This is a genomic window from Methanospirillum hungatei JF-1 (genome assembly GCF_000013445.1).
In the GTDB taxonomy this organism is placed as follows: Archaea; Halobacteriota; Methanomicrobia; order Methanomicrobiales; family Methanospirillaceae; genus Methanospirillum; species Methanospirillum hungatei.
In genome coordinates this window covers 2,436,927-2,455,387 of the sequence record NC_007796.1, presented here as the reverse complement: position 1 = coordinate 2,455,387, position 18,461 = coordinate 2,436,927, and the positions used below count along the sequence as shown (strand labels likewise).

Annotated in this window: 20 protein-coding genes and 2 tRNA genes; 9 read left to right on the top strand and 13 right to left on the bottom strand. The window is 46.9% G+C overall.

The genetic code is table 11. The features are described from left to right. Nucleotides 1-174 precede the first annotated feature (174 nt). Entirely contained in the window at nt 175-912 is a 738-nt protein-coding gene (locus MHUN_RS11345; protein ID WP_011449146.1) for a HesA/MoeB/ThiF family protein, read from the top strand. 42 nt (nt 913-954) lie between these two features. On the opposite strand, the gene cysK is transcribed toward MHUN_RS11345, so the two are convergent. From cysK to pscS, 3 genes are all read right to left on the bottom strand, one after another. Next, nucleotides 955-1,905 carry a cysteine synthase A gene (gene cysK, locus MHUN_RS11340; protein WP_011449145.1) on the bottom strand — a complete coding sequence of 317 codons (951 nt, stop codon included), beginning with the start codon at nt 1,903-1,905 and terminating at the stop codon, nt 955-957. A 118-nt stretch (nt 1,906-2,023) separates the two neighbouring features. Next, nucleotides 2,024-3,319, bottom strand: a complete 1,296-nt coding sequence (locus tag MHUN_RS11335) for an O-acetylhomoserine aminocarboxypropyltransferase/cysteine synthase family protein (protein WP_011449144.1) — start codon at nt 3,317-3,319, stop codon at nt 2,024-2,026. Nucleotides 3,320-3,324: 5 nt separating this feature from the next. Continuing rightward, on the bottom strand, nt 3,325-4,695 hold the full coding sequence (gene pscS / locus MHUN_RS11330) for an O-phospho-L-seryl-tRNA:Cys-tRNA synthase (protein WP_011449143.1): 1,371 nt from the start codon (nt 4,693-4,695) through the stop codon (nt 3,325-3,327). Nucleotides 4,696-5,008: 313 nt separating this feature from the next. Here pscS and MHUN_RS11325 point away from each other — a divergent pair, with 313 nt between their 5' ends. The 3 genes from MHUN_RS11325 (at nt 5,009) to MHUN_RS11315 (ending at nt 6,593) form a co-directional block, all read left to right on the top strand. Next, nucleotides 5,009-5,245, top strand: a complete 237-nt coding sequence (locus tag MHUN_RS11325; protein ID WP_011449142.1) for an ArsR family transcriptional regulator — start codon at nt 5,009-5,011, stop codon at nt 5,243-5,245. A gap of 341 nt (nt 5,246-5,586) precedes the next feature. Beyond that, nucleotides 5,587-5,892 (top strand): hypothetical protein, encoded by a 306-nt coding sequence (locus tag MHUN_RS11320; RefSeq protein ID WP_011449141.1) that lies wholly within the window; start codon nt 5,587-5,589, stop codon nt 5,890-5,892. Between the two features lie 68 nt (nt 5,893-5,960). Further along, on the top strand, nt 5,961-6,593 hold the full coding sequence (locus MHUN_RS11315) for a hypothetical protein (RefSeq protein WP_011449140.1): 633 nt from the start codon (nt 5,961-5,963) through the stop codon (nt 6,591-6,593). Nucleotides 6,594-6,945: 352 nt separating this feature from the next. Here the strand turns inward: MHUN_RS11315 and MHUN_RS11310 are convergent. Continuing rightward, nucleotides 6,946-7,017, bottom strand: a tRNA-Cys gene (locus MHUN_RS11310). A gap of 356 nt (nt 7,018-7,373) precedes the next feature. On the opposite strand from MHUN_RS11310, the gene MHUN_RS11300 reads away from it, so the two are divergent. Then, nucleotides 7,374-7,447 (top strand) — tRNA-Cys (locus tag MHUN_RS11300). Between the two features lie 21 nt (nt 7,448-7,468). Further along, a complete protein-coding gene (gene cysS, locus MHUN_RS11295; RefSeq protein ID WP_011449139.1) occupies nt 7,469-8,740 on the top strand; it encodes a cysteine--tRNA ligase in 1,272 nt (423 codons plus the stop codon). A gap of 337 nt (nt 8,741-9,077) precedes the next feature. On the opposite strand, the gene mtrH is transcribed toward cysS, so the two are convergent. The 9 genes from mtrH to MHUN_RS11250 all read right to left on the bottom strand — a co-directional run bounded on the left by mtrH (nt 9,078) and on the right by MHUN_RS11250 (nt 16,489). Then, on the bottom strand, nt 9,078-10,100 hold the full coding sequence (gene mtrH / locus MHUN_RS11290; protein WP_048067473.1) for a tetrahydromethanopterin S-methyltransferase subunit H: 1,023 nt from the start codon (nt 10,098-10,100) through the stop codon (nt 9,078-9,080). Nucleotides 10,101-10,113: 13 nt separating this feature from the next. Continuing rightward, a complete protein-coding gene (gene mtrA, locus MHUN_RS11285; RefSeq protein WP_011449137.1) occupies nt 10,114-10,860 on the bottom strand; it encodes a tetrahydromethanopterin S-methyltransferase subunit A in 747 nt (248 codons plus the stop codon). After that, the gene (locus MHUN_RS11280) at nt 10,860-11,063 is read right to left on the bottom strand and encodes a tetrahydromethanopterin S-methyltransferase subunit F (RefSeq protein ID WP_048067472.1); all 204 of its coding nucleotides are present in this window, start codon (nt 11,061-11,063) and stop codon (nt 10,860-10,862) included. The genes mtrA (MHUN_RS11285) and MHUN_RS11280 overlap by 1 nt, the downstream gene beginning before the upstream one ends. Beyond that, nucleotides 11,064-11,798 (bottom strand): tetrahydromethanopterin S-methyltransferase subunit A, encoded by a 735-nt coding sequence (gene mtrA, locus MHUN_RS11275; RefSeq protein WP_011449135.1) that lies wholly within the window; start codon nt 11,796-11,798, stop codon nt 11,064-11,066. Nucleotides 11,799-11,808: 10 nt separating this feature from the next. Continuing rightward, nucleotides 11,809-12,093, bottom strand: a complete 285-nt coding sequence (gene mtrB, locus MHUN_RS11270) for a tetrahydromethanopterin S-methyltransferase subunit MtrB (protein WP_011449134.1) — start codon at nt 12,091-12,093, stop codon at nt 11,809-11,811. After that, nucleotides 12,093-12,992: a tetrahydromethanopterin S-methyltransferase subunit MtrC gene (gene mtrC, locus MHUN_RS11265; protein WP_011449133.1), complete on the bottom strand. Its 900-nt coding sequence runs from the start codon at nt 12,990-12,992 to the stop codon at nt 12,093-12,095. The genes mtrB and mtrC overlap by 1 nt, the downstream gene beginning before the upstream one ends. Before the next feature lie 10 nt (nt 12,993-13,002). Further along, nucleotides 13,003-13,845 carry a tetrahydromethanopterin S-methyltransferase subunit D gene (gene mtrD, locus MHUN_RS11260; RefSeq protein ID WP_011449132.1) on the bottom strand — a complete coding sequence of 281 codons (843 nt, stop codon included), beginning with the start codon at nt 13,843-13,845 and terminating at the stop codon, nt 13,003-13,005. Beyond that, complete coding sequence (gene mtrE, locus MHUN_RS11255; protein WP_011449131.1) at nt 13,842-14,738, bottom strand: tetrahydromethanopterin S-methyltransferase subunit E; 897 nt, start codon at nt 14,736-14,738, stop codon at nt 13,842-13,844. Before mtrE ends, mtrD begins: the two co-directional genes overlap by 4 nt. Before the next feature lie 416 nt (nt 14,739-15,154). After that, complete coding sequence (locus MHUN_RS11250; RefSeq protein WP_011449130.1) at nt 15,155-16,489, bottom strand: methyl-coenzyme M reductase glutamine C-methyltransferase; 1,335 nt, start codon at nt 16,487-16,489, stop codon at nt 15,155-15,157. 169 nt (nt 16,490-16,658) lie between these two features. On the opposite strand from MHUN_RS11250, the gene MHUN_RS11245 reads away from it, so the two are divergent. The 3 genes from MHUN_RS11245 (at nt 16,659) to MHUN_RS11235 (ending at nt 18,452) form a co-directional block, all read left to right on the top strand. Further along, entirely contained in the window at nt 16,659-17,138 is a 480-nt protein-coding gene (locus MHUN_RS11245; RefSeq protein WP_011449129.1) for a DUF2124 domain-containing protein, read from the top strand. A gap of 33 nt (nt 17,139-17,171) precedes the next feature. Continuing rightward, nucleotides 17,172-17,981, top strand: coding sequence for an Mrp/NBP35 family ATP-binding protein (locus MHUN_RS11240; protein WP_011449128.1), 810 nt, complete (start codon nt 17,172-17,174; stop codon nt 17,979-17,981). Between the two features lie 138 nt (nt 17,982-18,119). Next, a complete protein-coding gene (locus MHUN_RS11235; protein WP_011449127.1) occupies nt 18,120-18,452 on the top strand; it encodes a NifB/NifX family molybdenum-iron cluster-binding protein in 333 nt (110 codons plus the stop codon). Nucleotides 18,453-18,461: the final 9 nt, after the last annotated feature.

The following is an 18,461-nucleotide window of genomic DNA, read 5'->3' as shown; positions in this document are numbered from 1 at the left end:
CAATGAATTAGTTGTTATGAAAATGGTGATTAAACATAAATCATGTCTCTTTGCGGCAACATCCGCCATCATATGGTATGTTTAACAGCCAACCATGCATCTCTCACTTAGCAGCAATAATTGCCTCAATCCTGGTGTATGTAACAATGAGCAATCCAATATGAACGTGAGAGAATGGTTCTTACAGATTATGATGAAAAACGATATCACCGGCAGATGCTCATATCCGGATTTGGTTTGGAAGGGCAGGAACGGTTAAAATCTGCTACTGTCTTCGTTGCTGGTGCCGGAGGTCTCGGGAGTCCTATTGCCATATATCTTGCCGTAGCCGGAGTAGGACATATTATTCTGGTTGACATGGATGTGGTAGATCCGTCCAACCTGAGCCGCCAGATTCTCCACTGGGATGAGAATATTGGTCAGAAAAAGGTTGTAAGTGGAGTTGCGAAACTCAGAAGGTTAAATCCTGAGGTCAGGATTACTGCTCTGGATGTAACTATTGATGACAGAAATGTGTATGAGCTGACAAAGGATGCCGATGTCATTGTCGATGCCATGGATAATTATCCGACCCGGTTCCTCCTCAATAAAGCAGCCCATCTTCACTCGATTCCCTTTGTGCATGGTTCAGTATGGGGACTTGGAGGTCAGATGATGACAATAATTCCCGGAAAAACACCCTGTCTCTCATGTCTGGTGCATGAAGCCCCTCCAAAAGAAATCTTCCCGGTCCTGGGAGCAACACCCGGGGTCATCGGGAATCTACAGGTGACGGAAACGATTAAACTCATCACAGGAATCGGACGGCCGGTTACACATCGATTACTTCTCTATGATGGGAAATTCATGACCTTTCACGAAGTTTCTATTAAAAAGGATCCTCAATGCCCGATATGTGGGACAACCAGGTGACTCTCTATTTTTTAATGCGAAAGATATGAAAAAATAGATTAATTACCCGGAATAGGGAAATAAATCGGTTGACAGGTACCGTTCTCCGGTATCCGGCAGAATTGTCACAATCAATTTTCCCGCATTTTCAGGCCTGGCTGCAACTTTCAGGGAAGCCGCGAGGGCAGCTCCTGAAGAGGGACCTGCAAGAATCCCTTCCTCTTTTGCAAGTCGTCGTGCCATCTCGTATGCTTCTTCACTGGTGATTGGGATGACTTCATCCAGGATGTTTACATGCAGGTTCTCTGGAATAAATCCCGGACTGATACCCTGTATCTTATGGGGCCCGGGCTTTCCACCAGAGATCACCGGTGATTCAGCAGCCTCCACAACGATAGCCTTGAATGAAGGTTTTCGCTCTTTGATTACAGTTGCAATTCCGGTAATGGTCCCTCCTGTTCCTGCCCCCGCTACAACGATATCCACTGCTCCATCGGTATCGTTCCAGATCTCTTCAGCGGTGGTTCGCATATGGATCTTCGGATTTGCCTCATTCTTAAATTGCTGCGGTATCAGGTAACTGTCAGGATGTTCCCGATGAATCTCCTCGGCCCTTCTGACTGCCCCGGGAATCCCTTCTGATGCAGGGGTCAGGATAAGTTCTGCTCCTAATGCGACCAATAATTTCCGTCTCTCCACACTGAACGATTCTGGCATCGTTAGAACCAGTTTGTAACCCTTTGCAGCACAGACATAGGCCAGAGCGATTCCGGTGTTTCCACTGGTGGGTTCAATTATCGTCGTCCCTTCTTTGATAAGCCCCTTTAACTCAGCATCCTCGATAAGGGCTACTCCTATCCGGCATTTTACACTTCCGAGGGGGTTTCTGGACTCCTGTTTTACCAGGATTGTCGGAGGGTTTGGGAGTGTTTCTAATGCTTTCGGTATCCGGTTTAGTCGGATGAGGGGAGTATTTCCTATTGTCTTGGTAATGTCACTGTATATTCTTGCCATGATGGTTCACCTGAGAAGATCTGGATTCATTATCGGTTATTCCTCATAGTGAAATGAGTTGCATCAGATCTGGTATTGCTTCCGAAATGAATGGGAAGATTTCCCATTTCACAGAAGCTTAGATCTGTGCTAATGCCTGATCCAGATCCTCAATGATATCTTCAACATTTTCTATTCCGATTGAGAGCCGGATATAGTCTGGGGTTACACCGGTTGCCAGCTGCTGCTCTGGACTGAGCTGCTGGTGAGTGGTTGAAGCAGGGTGGATGACCAGACTCTTTGAATCTCCGATATTTGCGACATGAGAGAAGAGTTGTAATGCGTTAATGACTTTCTTCCCTTCCTCAACACCGCCTTTCACACCAAATCCAAGAAGGGCACCATATCCGCCTTTTAAGTATTTTGTTGCCAGTTCATATGCCGGATTATCCGGAAGACCCGGGTAGTTTACCCATGCGACTTTTGGATGAGCTTTCAGGAATTTTGCAACAGCAAGGCCGTTTTCTGAATGCTGTCTGATACGGAGTGGCAGTGTCTCGAATCCCTGAAGGAGCAGAAATGAGTTGAAGGGTGATATTGCAGCTCCCATATCCCGAAGCAGGGAAAGTCTGATCTTAAAGATGAATGCCACGTTTCCAAGACCGGCAAAATCTTTGAAAACGTCCCAGTATACGAGGCCATGATAACTGGGGTCCGGCTCTGAAAATTCCGGGAATTTCCCATTCCCCCAATTGAACTTTCCTGAATCCACAATCAGTCCACCGATTGAGTTTCCATGACCGCCTATGAATTTCGTAGCAGAATGAACAACGATATCTGCACCATGCTCGATAGGCTTTACCAGTCCGACTGCAGAGGTATTGTCAACGATCAGAGGAATTCCTGCTTCATGTGCAATATCCGCGATAGTTCGAAAGTCAGGAACGTCCAGTTTTGGATTTCCCAGGGTTTCTGCATATATGGCTCTCGTTTTTGGAGTAATTGCCTTTCTGAAAGCCTCGGGATCCTGTGAATCAACAAAGATGACGGTTCGTCCAAGTTTCGCAAAGGTGTATTTGAGCAAGGTATACGTGCCACCGTACAGATTGTTTGCTGCAACGATTTCATCGCCAAGCCTGGTAATGCTCAGCAGGGCATAGGTTATTGCTGCCTGCCCGGATGCAACCGCTAATGCTCCGCTTCCTCCTTCAAGGGCTGCAATCCGCTGCTCAAGTACATCGGAAGTAGGATTCATGAGCCGGGTATAGATATTCCCGAGTTCAGAAAGCCCAAAAAGCGCTGCTGCATGGTCTGCATCACGAAATACATAGGAGGTCGTCTGATAAATCGGAACCGTCCGTGATCCGGTTGCCGGATCCGCTCTCTGACCTGCATGCAAAGAAGTGGTGCTATCTCTGTCTTTTTTATCGGTCATTGTTCTCACGTTTTACTTTTTAGTGGTAATTCATATTTTTCTGCAATTTCGGTAAACGCATCAGCAAGATATTGTACTTTCTTCCACGAAAGCCCATATGTTGATAGTTTCCAGGTCCGTGTAGCTCCTGCAAACTCCCCAACTATGCCCCGAGCGGATAATTCATCAGAGAAGTAAAATCCCTTGCGTTTGTGCGTTTTTGCGACGATGTCAAAGCTTCCCGTGGTATCTACCTTTGATAAGGCATGTTTTCTCGGGTACTCTGACAATACCCTGCTCCCTTCGATAGTGAGGAGAGCATCGATGAAGTAATTCGACTTTTTCACTTCATCATCCCAGTTTTGTGTTCGTTTCTGTACCTCCGGGAAGGAGGCCATCATGGCGATAAGATTGGAACCCATCAGGGTACATCCGAGCATCTCAACTTCCTTAACCCCGAATTTTCTGCTGGTCAGATCCCCAACCATCTGAGTGGTTCTCAGCACTTTTGGTGCCCATTCATCGGTTGTTGCGAGCATGCCTGACGGTGCCGGGGATGCCATACTTTTATGTCCGGATCCCACCACGAAATCTGCCCCGATGGCTTTTCCATCAACGGGCATGATTCCTACCGTATATGCTCCATTATAGAGGAAGGGGATATCGTATTGATGGGCAACTTTTGCAATGCCGGTTACATCATGTTCATTTGCCACCTGGTAGTCGATATGATCCATCATGACCAGTGCTGGATTTTTACCGGTTTCCCGAATGACATCCTCGATCTTTGTCGCGGTTGCATCAGCGGTTATGAGATTATTTTTATCAACAGGGACTTCCCGCACCTGACCTCCGGCTCCTTCTACGGCTAGAAACTCAGTGTAGTGGGCAAACGATGAAACAATGACTGAGTCACCCCTCTGAACCATGGTCTGTGCAACTGCCTGAAATCCCCGCCTGGCTCCAGGAACCACCCGTGCCTGATCCATGTTCACAAATCTGGCAAGTTCTGTATGAAAATCGCCGATAGGTGGTTTTGAGATCTTGTCCAGTCGGAATGGTTTTCGGCAGGTATCACAGGTTGAGTAGCCATCTCCGTACGCAATAATCGCCTTCCGGGCTTCAAGCGTTAATCGTCCTGCTGCCTGGATTGGCTGAATATTGATATAGTTCTCTTCCCGGCTTCGTATCTCAATGGTCCCTGCAATTTTTTTGAGTGGTCTCGTGACCGATTCAGAATCCAGTTTTTGAACGATTTCATTCAGCTCGGATAGTTTACTCTTCCAGGCCTCCTTCTCGTCATTATCAAGTCCGGTCGGGAGAGAGTCACGGAGTATCTGCCTTATTTCTTCCAGTTTAAAGAGGGCATCAAAAACCTCGTCTGTCTTTTTCTCCATCTCCGGATAATCACCTTTTCATTAAATAATAATTTTCACAAATGTGAACTCATACAGATTAGGTACCCAGTAATAAAAGAGATAGGAAACCGGCAGAGTTTGCATATACTTTTGTTGAGGTTAATCTGGTAAGCCAGTTAAGAACTGAATTTTTTTTTGAAGAATGGCAATCTTTTATGTATGATTATTTTATTTTCAGGGCATTCAATTCACCATTGTGAATGTTTATTAGGTATAAGATCATATCTATGTGTAGTCACTATGACCAGAAGGGATCGTTTTTGCCTCTGAAGGGGCTGGAAATTTAGAAGTATTGGAATTTGAGCGTCTTCCACCATCTGCGAAGCTGGTGTATAAAGTGCTTGAGACTGGTGAACCTCTCACTCAGAAAGCAATTATAGAAAAGACAAGGCTCCCGCCAAGAACTGTTCGGTATGCAATCCGAAGGCTCAAGATGAATGCAATGCTGAAGGAACGATTAAGTTTCATGGATGCACGTCAAAGCATCTATAGCATTTCAGAATCAGACCAGGCGGTTGTAATGGGGTAGAAGCGATGAGAGGTGATTATTCACCTCCGATTCTTCTTATTCATTGCAATGTGTCAAAGGTATGTCTGCACTATTCTATTTTGGATTTGAGTTTGTACAGTGATCATACTTACAACTCTAATTCAATCGAATTCGATGGGATTAATGGTCGTTCCCGTTCATAGCGGTTAAGATGTTCCAAAAGGGTCCTTCAAAAGATTATTCAGGATGATCTAAAAATGGGACTTGAAGAATTCTGCGAAGTATATGAAAAATTATCTGGAATGAAGGGACATCTGGACTTCTCCTGAACTCCCTGGCATAGTCAGAAACTTTGTATCGGAAGAAACGACGAACTGATTATGGAATCTGGTGACGAAGAATACCCATGTATCTCGGAGTATGCCATCCTTACCATCGAGGGGTATTGTATGCTTAATCTGGATTACATCATGAAGAAAGATCCCTATAACTACCACCATATGCAGGATGGAAGTTTTCAGGAGGTTGACAACCCGCTTTATGATCCCTCCTGCAAACCAGAGCCATATCCAGATGGGTGTCTTCACTCCGTGAACACCTCCTGCATCTCGTGTATTCATTTTGGATGGTGTGAAGCAGATGAAGATTCAGATGATGAAGAGTCAGCGTTTTCTCCTACTGATTAGAAATGAGAGAATTCTGGTTGATGATTCAATATTAAAAGATTTAACTGCTTTATTTCCAGAAGGAATGTATGAAATCTTTTCCATTATGTGGATGCCTATGTCTTGTTTTGTTGGTATCTCTGACCGGAGCAAGTCTGGCAGATTCACCGTCTGGTTTTACGATATATGTTCAGGGTGGAGAAAGTGACATTATTTCAGATCCGAATGGAACGAGTATGATAACCATCAAGGGTGTTGTTCCGTACTGTTATATTAATCAGGAAAATACGGGTGAATTGATTCCAATTCCGAATTTTTCTTACTTTTCATACCCCTTGCAGGCAGCACTGGTCATATCCGGAGAAGATAAAGAGCACATCTCAATGATTTCGGTAGAGAATCTTTCATTATCTGATGAAAAGAAGATTCTTACGCTTAAGGTGCATCCACTCGAGTTCTACGAGGGTTCGGGATTAAATGTCTTTGCTAATAGCAGTCCGGAACCCATCATGAATACCGGAGAAAAAGTAAAAAATACTGGATTATATCTTGAAATTTTTGATCCTACACCAACGAATAGATTTAATCAATGCGTTGACACGTGGGATACGGGGTGCGCATGGTGTATGGGAGAGTGCTCGAGGGTGGGGTATGACCAGAATTATTATGCGAGTGAAGAAGCCTGTAAAATGTATTGCAAGTGGTGTCCCGGGTGGTATTAGTAATACTGGATCCCTTCAATAGATCTTTTTTGGTTCTGAATCGTTTCAGGATCGCATTATCAGAATCACTCTAAAGTTCAGACACTCAAGTGCCTGCACAGATTCTGGGGAACTCTGCAATGAAGGGTTCAAACTCAACAAACTTATAATCATCAGCAATGAGATAGATAATCTTCTTGCCACCATTGAGACCTGGTATGATTCCTTGCCAGATCTGGCATATCCTTTTCTCTTTTTCAGGGGGGAGTGAATTGAACAGATATATGCAGGAGCAGAGTGCAGTCTGCTCCTTATCAGTGGTTATAGAGTTCAGATCCTATCTGAATCTGATCAGATAGTTGAACTGGAAAAAAGCCAAGATCCGGATTTGAACCGGAGTGTAGCTGATCTGCAGTCAGCCGCGTGGCCGCTCCGCCATCTTGGCAATCACCACAGGATATCTCACCTGCGTTAATGTAGGTCGACGTAAAAGTATATAAAACGACTACATTCGGCAATAAGAATGATGGGGATTCACATTACTGGTTAAGATTCTTACCCTCCAATATTTGCCTTGATATTCATGAGGTACCATTTTTATACGGATATTCTGTGTTCATCTCTTCCATTATCCGGTTTATTTTGCCTGATTCTTGATATATTTAAATGAATCTGGCATACGATAGTATGGACAGAATCTGCAGGAAAGTATCTGCACCGATCAGCGTGGTTGACTCCTCTCTCCGCATGAGGATTATTATCCACCTGATGTGTCTGTATCTGTAAGATGAGTCTTCTGATGCCGGTGTGGCAGAGTGGCTGAATGCCTTCGCCTGCAAAGCGAATGTTTGGGGGTTCGATTCCCTCCGCCGGCGTTTCTGCTGGGTGATTTCAATATGCAACTGTATAGTACCTTATCCAGAATGGTCGAGCCATTCCAGACACTCTATCCTGATCGGGTTTCGCTCTTTGTCTGTGGTCCGACGGTATACAATTATCCGCATCTTGGTCATGCACGGACCTATGTGGTCTTTGATGTACTGGCAAAGTATCTCCGTTGGACCGGGCAGGAGGTACTGTATATCCAGAATATAACCGATGTCGATGATAAAATCATCAACCGGGCACAAGAAGAGAAAATTTCACAAAAAGATCTTGCAAGGAAGTTTGAGCGTGAATACATAAAAGATATGCTCTCACTTGGCATTGATTCGGTGAGTTATCACGCCCGGGCAACAACCCACATCCCGGAAATCATCAACCAGATAGAGCGACTGGTGGGGATTGGTGTTGGATATATCACAGAAACCGGTGTCTACTTTAACATTGATTCATTTCCCAGAAACGGGGAATTATCCGGGCAATCAAAGGATAAACGAATCAGCCGGGTTACTGACACCAAAAAACACAATCCTGCAGATTTTGTATTATGGAAGCGGGGAGAATATGGTGAATATACCTGGGACTCTCCGTGGGGAAGAGGCCGTCCGGGCTGGCATATTGAGGATACTGCCATTACTGAGAAATATTTCGGCCAGCAGTATGATATCCATGGCGGCGGGCTGGATCTTATCTTCCCCCACCATGAAGCCGAGATAGCCCAGATGGAATCACTTGAGGGGAAACATCCGATGGTCAGGTACTGGATGCATACCGGATTTTTGACCGTTGAGGGGGAAAAGATGTCAAAATCCCTGGGAAATTTCATCAAAATTCAGGATGCTCTCAAAACATGGGACAAAGATATCATCAGGTACTTTATTCTCCTCTCCCACTACCGCTCACCGCTCCAGGTATCCGAAGAAGGTCTCCTCAATGCAAAAAAAGCCCTGGAACACATCCGTGCTATCGCAATAACCGACAATGGTCCCTATCCTGAAGGACGGGATGCATTTATCGCAGCTATGGAATCTGATCTCAATACGCCGAATGCTATTGCAGCAATCCATGCCCTTGCAGCACATGGTGATCTCGAAGCGTTAATTGAATATGGAGAGATCCTTGGCATTCGGTTCCTCCCCGAAACCAGTGCTCCGCTCAGTATCCTTCAGGATATCAGGGCAGAATTACGTGCCTCAAAACAGTTCGAAATCGCTGATATGATTCGGAAAAAAATTGCTGATGCAGGCATACAAGTTACGGATCCCCCCTTGAAACCCTTGAAATAGATATCTTCTTTTTATTTTTTATTTTTAGGATGGGTACCATTGGGGGATTTTATTAGCGACTTACATAACCTACCCTGAACCTACACTAAATACAGTTCTCAAAATATGGGCATTCTATAGGGTCACATATACGCATGGTATTGTCAGATCTCTCATTTATTCTTCTGACTTCCGTGACAGAGTGCGAATATTTCGAATCAAATTTAATATTTGATACTATAATGGCCGTCTTATGGTATGGACAGTCCACGATCTCTAAAGGATCCAGAAGTACTTTTTCGATTGCAAGAAAAGACCGAAATTGGCACTAAATTGGGAGGCAAAAAATAAAGCTGGTTTAAACCAGCATGTTGATTGGGTGCTTATCTATCTTTACATCCCCACCGAGTTCACGGAGGGTCTCTGCAAGAACAATGTCACTGAATGCCATTGCAGTTGCGGTTGCCTCACAGTTCTCGATTGGACCGAACATGATAAGGTCAGCACCAAGGGTTGCTGCCATAATGTTACAACCGATGTCAGCAGAGGACCAGGCAGCCTGACGGATACCTTCAACACCGCCAAAGTGGTGGTGTCCCATCTGTTCAAGGAGGGTTCCTGCGTCTTTGTATCGTTCAAGGATACCGCTCTTTCTCCAGCGCTTGAGCCAGGTCCAGGATACGGTCATGTTGTGGTATGCGCCACCGGTTGGGAGACCGTGGATTGCCTTACAGGCAAGGATCTCACGGAATGAACCACCGGAACCAAGGCCGAGCGGAGTTGCTGCAGTGTCGAGGATTGGACGCTTGATTCCACATTCCTCTGCAATTGCCATCATGGACTTCTCCTGACCGGCAACGCCACCTTCTGCGAGCACTTTCTCACGCCCACGGACACTTGGGTCACCTGGGTTGAATGCCAGCACAATTGCTGCATCCACATCACTTTTCTTGATTGCCTCGATGTTCTCCGGTCCGATGGAACCGTTGATGGAGTTGTAGACTGCACGGTCTGCACAGCCTGCTTCAGTCACATATTTACAGGCATGTGCCAATGCTGCCGGTGCAGAGGAGTCCATCAGGAATGGGAACTGGTCATCGATGGTACAGAACCAGTCGATGTAGCTCTCGAAGGCTTCTCCGAATTCAGCGATGATCTGACAGAAGTACCAGTGACCGGTTGCGTCGTAGAGTTCAAGACAACGGTTCCAGAGTGCCTCTGCTTTTGCTTTATCAATCTTTCCAGTGTGCTCATCGAGCACGGTCTCGTGTTTGTTGTAGAATATCGATGCACCGAGGACACGTGGATATTCTCCCGGCTGTCCTCCGATCTTGTATCCATTGAAATCAAGGACCGTCTGTTCCTTTTCAAACATGAACATGGCTTATCACCTCTTATTTTGCGAGTATCTCGAGCAGTTTCGGAAGTAATTCCGTTATTATGATGTATGACATAAGTCCGGCTACGACACCGTAGAGTATACCAATATCGCGTCCGACTTTCCGGCCGACACGCTGGGCAATCTCACCCTCGACAAATTCGAGTTTGCTTTCGATTGCGTCCAGCTTAGCCTCGATCTCAAGGAACTGCGGGTTTGCAGTTGCAGATGCGGCTGCTCCACCGCCTCCACCCTCCTCCTTGATCTCGACAACCATTGGTCCACCAGGGAAGACTCCGGGATCCCGTGCTTTCAGCTCATTGATCTTTGCTGAAATTGCTCCGATATCCTCAGACTCCATGATGTCAACGATCTCGACCTGTTCCTGGAACCTCTTAATGTGATCTCCGGTGAGGTTCTCGATGAACGGAATTGCTCCTTTTGATCCGACGATTTTACCGCCGTCTACACCATTCTGGTGAAGGGCGATTAAGCTCTGTCCGGAAAGGTGACCCTTGACTTCTGTTCCACAGGTAATTACAAACCGGATATTCGGGTTGGAGATGACGTTTGCAATGACCTTCTCCAGACCGAGGTTTTCAGTCTTACAGGATCCAGCAATAGCTGCTCCTGCACTGCAGATTGCACCTTCGTCAAGGTGGGAACCCATGGTAACAACTGCGACCGGGCTCTTTGAGTCACCGGTGTGGAAGTCACCCTGGACAATTGGCCATCCGGAGGCGGCCTCTCCCTTGTCTGCCATCAGACTCCTCCCATCAGAATTACGGGCACAACCAGGATAAGGGCAAATGCAAGACCGATTGCAAATCCGATAATTCCTGCACCCATGATACCGGATTCAAGCTTGTTGGTACGTGCAAGGATCTGTCCCTTGTATTTCATGTCGGCCATCATGGCATCAATTGCAGCCATACGTATTGGCCCTGACTTCTTCTCATCTGACACTTAACTCACCCCGTGTCCTACAAGCAGGAGTCCTATAATCACAAACGAGACGATAAGACCGATCATAAGTCCTTCGACTTTACCACCGTATACACCGGCAGCGTACTTGTCGTAGAAACCAATATCGGTAATCGTCCGCTGGATTGTTTTCATCCGTGCATGAATCAGAGCGACTTCGGCAGACATTGGTCTGACTTCGCCACCCTCTTCTGCTGCTCCGCCACCTTCTTCCTTGATCTCAACGATCATGGCTTCAGCGTCGAATGCACCTGGATCGCGGGCAGTCAGTTCCTTGATCTTTGCTGAAATTGCTCCGAGATCTTCGGATTCCATGATGTCGACTAATTCGACCTGTTCCTGGAACCGTTTGATGTTGTCAGCGGAAAGGTTCTCGATGAACGGAATTGCTCCCTTTGATCCAACGATTTTTCCGCCGTCTACACCGTTCTGGTGAAGTGCGATAAGACTCTGACCGGAGAGGTGTCCCTTAACCTCAGTACCGCAGGTTATGACAAACCTGATGTTCGGGTTGGAGATGACATTTGCAATGACTTTCTCCAGACCGAGGTTTTCAGTTTTACAGGATCCGGCGATGGCTGCTCCTGCACTGCAGATTGCACCTTCATCGAGGTGGGATCCCATGGTAACAACTGCCACCGGGCTGTTTGGGTCACCGGTATGGAAGTCACCCTGGACAATTGGCCATCCACTGGCTGGTGATTTCTTGTTTGCCATTTTTCTCCCCTCACATCAAAGCCAGAACGATGATTCCGGCGACCAGGAGTCCTACAGCAAGTCCATAGAACATGGCCGTGATTCCACCAGCGAATACCAGTGACTTCTCACGGTTCGGGAAGCTCTCAAGGAAACTACCCTCACCGGAGAGCATACCAACAATATCGTCAGTGACTTTCTCCAGCTTGTTCACCTGTTCTACGATTGGTGCCAGAGACTCACCCTGCTGGGTGACGAATCCTGCAAATACATCACATCCAAGACCGAAGTCAGGAAGAACCGGAATCCACGTCATTACTCATGACCTCCGACTTCAATGATTGGCTTTGCATCAAGCCATGCATATGCATCACGCTTGGACAGTGCAATGTACTGCTTGTAGGTGTATATCCACCCAATCAGTGAGATTATCAATCCAACAGTTGCGGCCATCATGTCAAGGAATGCATAGGATATAACGGCTACAACGAACATGGAAAGGAATCCGACTTCGATGGCGAGCATAAGGGTTCTGTCCTGTGACTCGTTCGGGCCAAGACAGGCATTGAACGGGTGCTGCAGAGCCATTGCACCAAGGAAGAAGATCACTGCAAGAGCTGATCCACCGATGAGTGACCCTGCAAATTCAGGTAATACGGTTACCATGAATGTCTGGGCTCCTCCGGCTGCAGCTTCTCCTGCTGGTTCCATGGAGAGAGTCATCCCACCGATAACAAGACCATTGAACATGAAGGTGCCGGTGCACATAGCGGCAAATCCGAGCATGGTCAGCGCTCCGACGATTGATAATTTCATGAGTGAAAAGATCATAACCGGAATGTTCATGTTAATGACGTTGTTTGCGATGTACCCGATCACTGCTCCAATAATGGCTGCAAGGATCAGTGTTACAATCGGTGATGCTATTCCAAATTTTGTCCCTGCAATCATGGCTATTGCACCAGCTCCGAATGCTACCATTCCGGCAGACGGAACACCAGTACCAAGACCATAACTGCACAGGTGCTTGATTGTGTCAGAACCCCACCAGATTGCTGCAATGGCACCGATCCCACCAAAGAAGGAGAAAACGGCCATGCCAGTTACAACATTGAGATATGTGAGGTATGTGCCGACTAAGGCGACGACAATTCCGTAGATCATCAGGGTGTTTTCAGATATCGCCCCTGCTGAAGCTTCCATTTTTGCTGTCATGTTGTATCCCTCACATCCCCGTGTTTAATACAATCAGCATCGAAATCAGGCCACAAAAGGCTGATGCGACTGCACAACCGATAATTGCCCGTGGAACACGCTTGAATTTGGGGTCATGCGGTCCTTCGATAGTTCCGGTGATGTTATATGCTGCCAGTACTGCGTTTACCAGGAAGAATCCGATAGCAAAGATTCCGGCGAGTGATACTGCCAGAGGTTCGATTGCTTCCGGATTGGCCTGCATAATTGCTGGCAGTCCTGTATGGTAGACATCGAGAAGTTCGATGTAAATCAGGGTTCCGCCAAGACCGGCGATAAATCCACCAACAACTCCTCCGAAGAATGAGATGAATGGCAGACCATGTCCTTCAGTTCCCTGTGATTTATATTCAGGGAAGGTGTCTCCGGTGATTGGATCCTTGGCAATCTTACCAGATGCTGCAGGGATACCCATTGCGAAGACATAGGTGGCGTTGACCATCAGACAGGTGATGGCCATCATAAGACCTCCACCGACGGCTCCACCAGCGACTGCTACTGCAAAGTCCCCGGTTGCCTCATATGCCCAGGCCCCACCGAAGAGACCTGCAAGACCGGCACCAGCGGCAAGCATAGCGACACCGGTAGCGATACCGGGTGCCTGTCCCATTGCTGCCGGAGCACCACCGACTGGCACAAAGTGAACGCCAAATCCAATGAGTGCTCCACCGATTATTATTCCGATAAGAGGAACGATAGAGAAACCAAGTGCGTATGTTGCAGCGATCGAGACGAGGAGAATAACTATACCAACGACAGATCCGGTTGGGTTTATCCCTTCACCGCCGGCTGCCTTACCTCCGAGTGCACTCATGACGAGGCCTCCTCGGTGGTGTATGGTCCGTAGGTCTTGCGGCCCCACACTTCAACCCAGCGGTCGATGAATGTGAAGACAAGAATCAGAACAACTCCCATGATGATTGCTCCCCATCCGCCCATCATCTTCTCAAAGAGGACGGTACGCCAGAGTTCGAGGAAGACAATCAGACCGAAACAGATACCAGATGCCGGACCGGCAAACTTGGTGGTGAACCAGCCATTGTCAAGGGAGGAACGCTGTCCTGCTTCTGCATATCGGACGATGTTTCCAGATGCGGAGATCGGAACACCTGCACCATACTTCTGATTCTGGTACTGACGTTCTTTTCCGTAGAATGGATTTCCGGTTGCAGATCCTGCGGCACCAAGCGCAATACCCCACACCAGTCCGAGCAGGGGGAGTGCGAACGGATGATGGAGTGCTGATGCCATCAGGTAACACATCGCGACCGTACAAAAGATCGCGACGAACGCATGTGCCATAGTGACCGATAACAATGACTTGATGATGTCAATGTATACCGGCTGCTGGAACTTTGCAAGACTTGCTATACGGCCAAGATAACCGGAAGTACAGTAGATTCCCTGTACAAATACGGCGATAACTGAACCGAGAATAATAGCAAGTGCCGGGTTGTAGTTAATCTGCATCAATGCCCAGGCAACACCTGCTCCGATGGCACACCATGCTCCATATGCTGGTGGCTCTCCGGAGATTGCCTTGTTAAAGATGCGGTGAATGTAACCCATCTGCGGAGCGAGCTGAACCTGTGAGTTCGGGTCACCCTGTGATCCGATATCAGATTCAGTATCTTCCGCAGCACCGGCAACTGTGGCAAAAGCTCCCGCTAATGCAGTAATACCAATGCCTAATACAATCTCTTCCATGTAAACCTATCTCCTGCGTAGCTCAAGATCAGACACAAGAGTGCTCGCGTTGCAATACCACACACATGGCATATCAGACCCGTTGTGGTAATTGATTTGTTCGGTCAGTATTGAATTAAAGGTTTCGAAATAACGTCGATTTATATGGTTATACACATCTTCCTGGGAAAAAGAGGGCAAATTGAAGGTTTTTTCTCAAGGGATTCTTATCTAAATCAAAAAATATTGTTTTCAGATCAACTGATCCTGAGCATATCAGAGAGAGAAAGTATTTGTTCTTCAGTTCACGGTCTTGATCTATATATACGATTCGGATGAAAAAAACGCGTGAATCGATGATTATGCGCGTGACGTTCGTTTATCGTCGATTTCATCCCGAATGGTCCTATGATGTCTTTGTTCCGGATTTACAGGCATTAAGCAGAATAATATCTCCGAATCAGTCTGGTCACGTTCCTGATATCCGCTCCCTGTTTTCTAGCCTCTTCAAGGTAGGCATTATAGTGCACATCCTGAGTAATCCGGGGGACTGGCCGGCACATGTCAGCATGCAGCATCAGATCAAATGCCCGTGCCTCTGCTTCTGAGAGATGAAGTCCGGCATATTCGCCGGTGTGCGGGACGGATACCAGATCCATGTCCGGATTTTGAGAGCAAACAACTTCAGCCAGGGGAGTACTGGGTATTGGTTCGGCGATTGAGATGAACACATCATCAAGAGTGAGTTCTTCCATCAGATCCTTTGTTGCCTGGAAGTCCTCTTCTTCCTCTCCCGGGTATCCGGTAATGAAACTCCCGGCAGGTTTTACTCCGTACTGTCTGCATTGTTCAATGGCATCCCGGACCTTGTCAATGGGTATGCCCTTTTGCATCAGGCCAAGCATCTTTTCACTCCCCGATTCTATGCCAAAAAATATCCATCCGATGGTGTGTGCCCTGACTGCTTCAAGCACTTCATCGGTAAGGCAGTCAGCCCGGATATCCGGACATGAAACATTTTTGGGGCCCATGATTGAGGAAATACCCTCAAGGAGGCTGATGAATGCATCAGAATTGACTTCACCCTCCTTTGACCGGTATAATGATCCGGTACCTCCAATAAGGGCAAGCCTTCTGACTCCTTTCTTCTGAAATGCCTTGACTTCCTTCAGGATTTCATCAAGCTCCCTGCTTCGTATCCGTCTGCCAAAAACCCGTGGCACCTGACAGAACCCACACCGGCCAAAACATCCCCGATGGGTTTCGATATAGGTCTGGGCGCCCCTGATATCCTGGGCTGCGATATCATCCGGTATGAGGGGGAGCGGGAAGGAGAGATCCTGAGCCCGTTTCTGTTCGGTTTTTATAACCCGACCATCTTCAATGTATGCACAATTTGGACAATCAGCATGGTCTGTCTGATCACCTGTCCGATCAAGAATGCATCTGACAGCCTCTTCCCCTTCACCACAGACAACAAGGTCAGGATGCAGTTCTCCAAGGACCATCTCCGGCCCTGAAGAGACCGGACCACCGATGATGCACTCCCCCCCTTTCTGTTGTATTCGTTTGACGACCTCTTTCACCGCTGGATCCAGCAGATGAAGAGTACTAAACAGGCTGAGAAAAACCTGATCACCGTGTATTTGTGAAATATTGCGGGTAATCTGTGGGTGAAATCCGGCATCTCGAATTATTCCTCCTATCCGCATCGCTCCATAGGTATACAGGCCGGGAGCACCGACCATCACATCCGATTTCCGGCTTCTCATGATTGTACCATTGGTTTATTTTTTGCTTTTAAATATCAGCGACACCCTCTCTGTTCTCTCAGAAAGAATGGAGATATTATTTCTCATATGCTGGGAAATATATTAGAATCACTCTGATCCTATATACATACAGAAACTCTGCTGACACCGGCAGAGATGAGGTAGCGTTATGGGACAGACTACGTATCAGGGGGTCCCCGGTATTCTAAGACCCTTTAAAGACTATATTGAAAAAAGGTCACTTCCTGCAGGTTCAGAGATTGTGTTCTACGGGGTGCCCGGTACCTGCACACCATTTGTTGAATTACTCTGTTTTGCTATCCGGTCACTTTCTCTGACCTGTATCTTTGTGCCTTACACCGAAGAGGAAAAAGCCCAGAAGCTGACAATAAAACCGGATGTCGGTTTTCAGGCATCAGAGGCATATCCACCGAAAAATCCTTCCTTCCTTGTCATCATGGGAGGGCTGGCCATGCCAAATATGCCGGTCACCGCAGACGATGTTGCATCGGTGATGAAAAAATGGAACGGAGCAGGGGCAATTGGGATCTGCTTTATGCACATGTTTGAAAAGGCAGGCTGGCTTGATAAGATGCACTTTGATCTTCTTATCGACGCCGATATATCAGTAGATGTGACTTCTGATTAAGTAAAATCAATCTCCTTTTTTTCAGGTAACTCTATGCAATCTGAAGCAGAAAAAAAATCCCCGGAGCGTGCACAAATTGACGCCAGTCACGTAATTCTCGTTCTCTCAGGAAAGGGTGGAGTAGGGAAATCCACCGTTTCAGTAAATATTGCAAACGCCCTTGCGATACGAGGCAAACAGGTAGGCCTTTTGGACCTGGATATTCATGGTCCGAATGTTCCAAAGATGCTGGGATTAGAAGATCATCAGTTACTTTCCGAAAACAATAAAATTGTGCCGGTACGGGTATCTGAAAAACTTCAGGTTGTATCCATGGCATTTCTCCTTCCTCACAGAAACTCTCCCGTCATCTGGCGGGGGCCCATGAAATCGAACGCCATACGCCAGTTTTTAGTGGACACAGCCTGGGAACCTCTTGATTATCTTATTGTGGATCTCCCTCCGGGAACCGGCGATGAGGCTCTTACGATCGCCCAGATTGCACCAAATATCACCGGAACGATCATTGTCACCTCCCCTCAGGCGGTATCAACCCTTGATTCATCAAAAGCCATTACATTTAGCAGGGATTTAGGGATGGAAGTTCTTGGTGTTGTTGAAAACATGAGCGGGTATATCTGCCCTTCCTGTGGAGAAGCGGTGGATATCTTTGGAAAAGGCGGGGGAGAAGATATTGCCCGGGAGATGGGCGTTCCGTATCTGGGGGGAATCCCGTTGGATATAGATATTCGTCGATCCGGTGATGAGGGATGGGCATTCGTAGGGAAAGTAAAGGAAAGCCCGGCCTGGAGATCAATAGATACTATTATTGACACGCTGCTCGCTCGGATAGAATCCACATGAACATCCATTATTTTGAATATGGTGTCCGGTATTCCATCCATATGGCAATCCGGAATGACGTATTTATGTCATGAGGTTCAAATTTTTGTATTGGTATCTGGGAAGATTTATTGCACATATGAGCAATAATTATCTGGTATGATAGTATGTATCCCCTCACGGGGTTCAACAGCAGACTCCCAGATGGATGATCGATTTGGTCGTGCACCGTATTTTGCCTTTTTTGACACTGATACAAATTCAGTCAGAGTAGAGCAGAATCCCCACGCAGGAGGATCAGGTGGCGTTGGTCCGATGGCTGCACAGTTTCTGGTAAAAAATAATGTACAGATTCTCATTGCACCACGGCTTGGTGGAAATGCAGATGAAGCTCTGAAAGCATCAGGTATCACAGTCATCATGCAAAACCCGGATGTGACGGTCCAGGCAGCATATAATGCATGGAAAGCGAACCCAGAGAACAACTCTTAAGCAGGTATA

Coding starts and splice junctions, on each gene's coding strand:
- cysK (WP_011449145.1), bottom strand. CDS start 1,905: ATGGCAAGAATATACAGTGACATTACCAAGACAATAGGAAATACTCCC.
- MHUN_RS11315 (WP_011449140.1), top strand. CDS start 5,961: ATGAAATCTTTTCCATTATGTGGATGCCTATGTCTTGTTTTGTTGGTA.
- MHUN_RS11245 (WP_011449129.1), top strand. CDS start 16,659: ATGGGACAGACTACGTATCAGGGGGTCCCCGGTATTCTAAGACCCTTT.
- MHUN_RS11345 (WP_011449146.1), top strand. CDS start 175: ATGGTTCTTACAGATTATGATGAAAAACGATATCACCGGCAGATGCTC.
- MHUN_RS11335 (WP_011449144.1), bottom strand. CDS start 3,319: ATGACCGATAAAAAAGACAGAGATAGCACCACTTCTTTGCATGCAGGT.
- mtrD (WP_011449132.1), bottom strand. CDS start 13,845: ATGAGTGCACTCGGAGGTAAGGCAGCCGGCGGTGAAGGGATAAACCCA.
- mtrA (WP_011449137.1), bottom strand. CDS start 10,860: ATGGCAGACAAGGGAGAGGCCGCCTCCGGATGGCCAATTGTCCAGGGT.
- MHUN_RS11250 (WP_011449130.1), bottom strand. CDS start 16,489: ATGAGAAGCCGGAAATCGGATGTGATGGTCGGTGCTCCCGGCCTGTAT.
- pscS (WP_011449143.1), bottom strand. CDS start 4,695: ATGGAGAAAAAGACAGACGAGGTTTTTGATGCCCTCTTTAAACTGGAA.
- mtrB (WP_011449134.1), bottom strand. CDS start 12,093: ATGACGTGGATTCCGGTTCTTCCTGACTTCGGTCTTGGATGTGATGTA.
- MHUN_RS11235 (WP_011449127.1), top strand. CDS start 18,120: ATGATAGTATGTATCCCCTCACGGGGTTCAACAGCAGACTCCCAGATG.
- mtrA (WP_011449135.1), bottom strand. CDS start 11,798: ATGGCAAACAAGAAATCACCAGCCAGTGGATGGCCAATTGTCCAGGGT.
- MHUN_RS11240 (WP_011449128.1), top strand. CDS start 17,172: ATGCAATCTGAAGCAGAAAAAAAATCCCCGGAGCGTGCACAAATTGAC.
- mtrE (WP_011449131.1), bottom strand. CDS start 14,738: ATGGAAGAGATTGTATTAGGCATTGGTATTACTGCATTAGCGGGAGCT.
- mtrH (WP_048067473.1), bottom strand. CDS start 10,100: ATGTTCATGTTTGAAAAGGAACAGACGGTCCTTGATTTCAATGGATAC.
- cysS (WP_011449139.1), top strand. CDS start 7,469: ATGCAACTGTATAGTACCTTATCCAGAATGGTCGAGCCATTCCAGACA.
- MHUN_RS11320 (WP_011449141.1), top strand. CDS start 5,587: ATGGAATCTGGTGACGAAGAATACCCATGTATCTCGGAGTATGCCATC.
- mtrC (WP_011449133.1), bottom strand. CDS start 12,992: ATGACAGCAAAAATGGAAGCTTCAGCAGGGGCGATATCTGAAAACACC.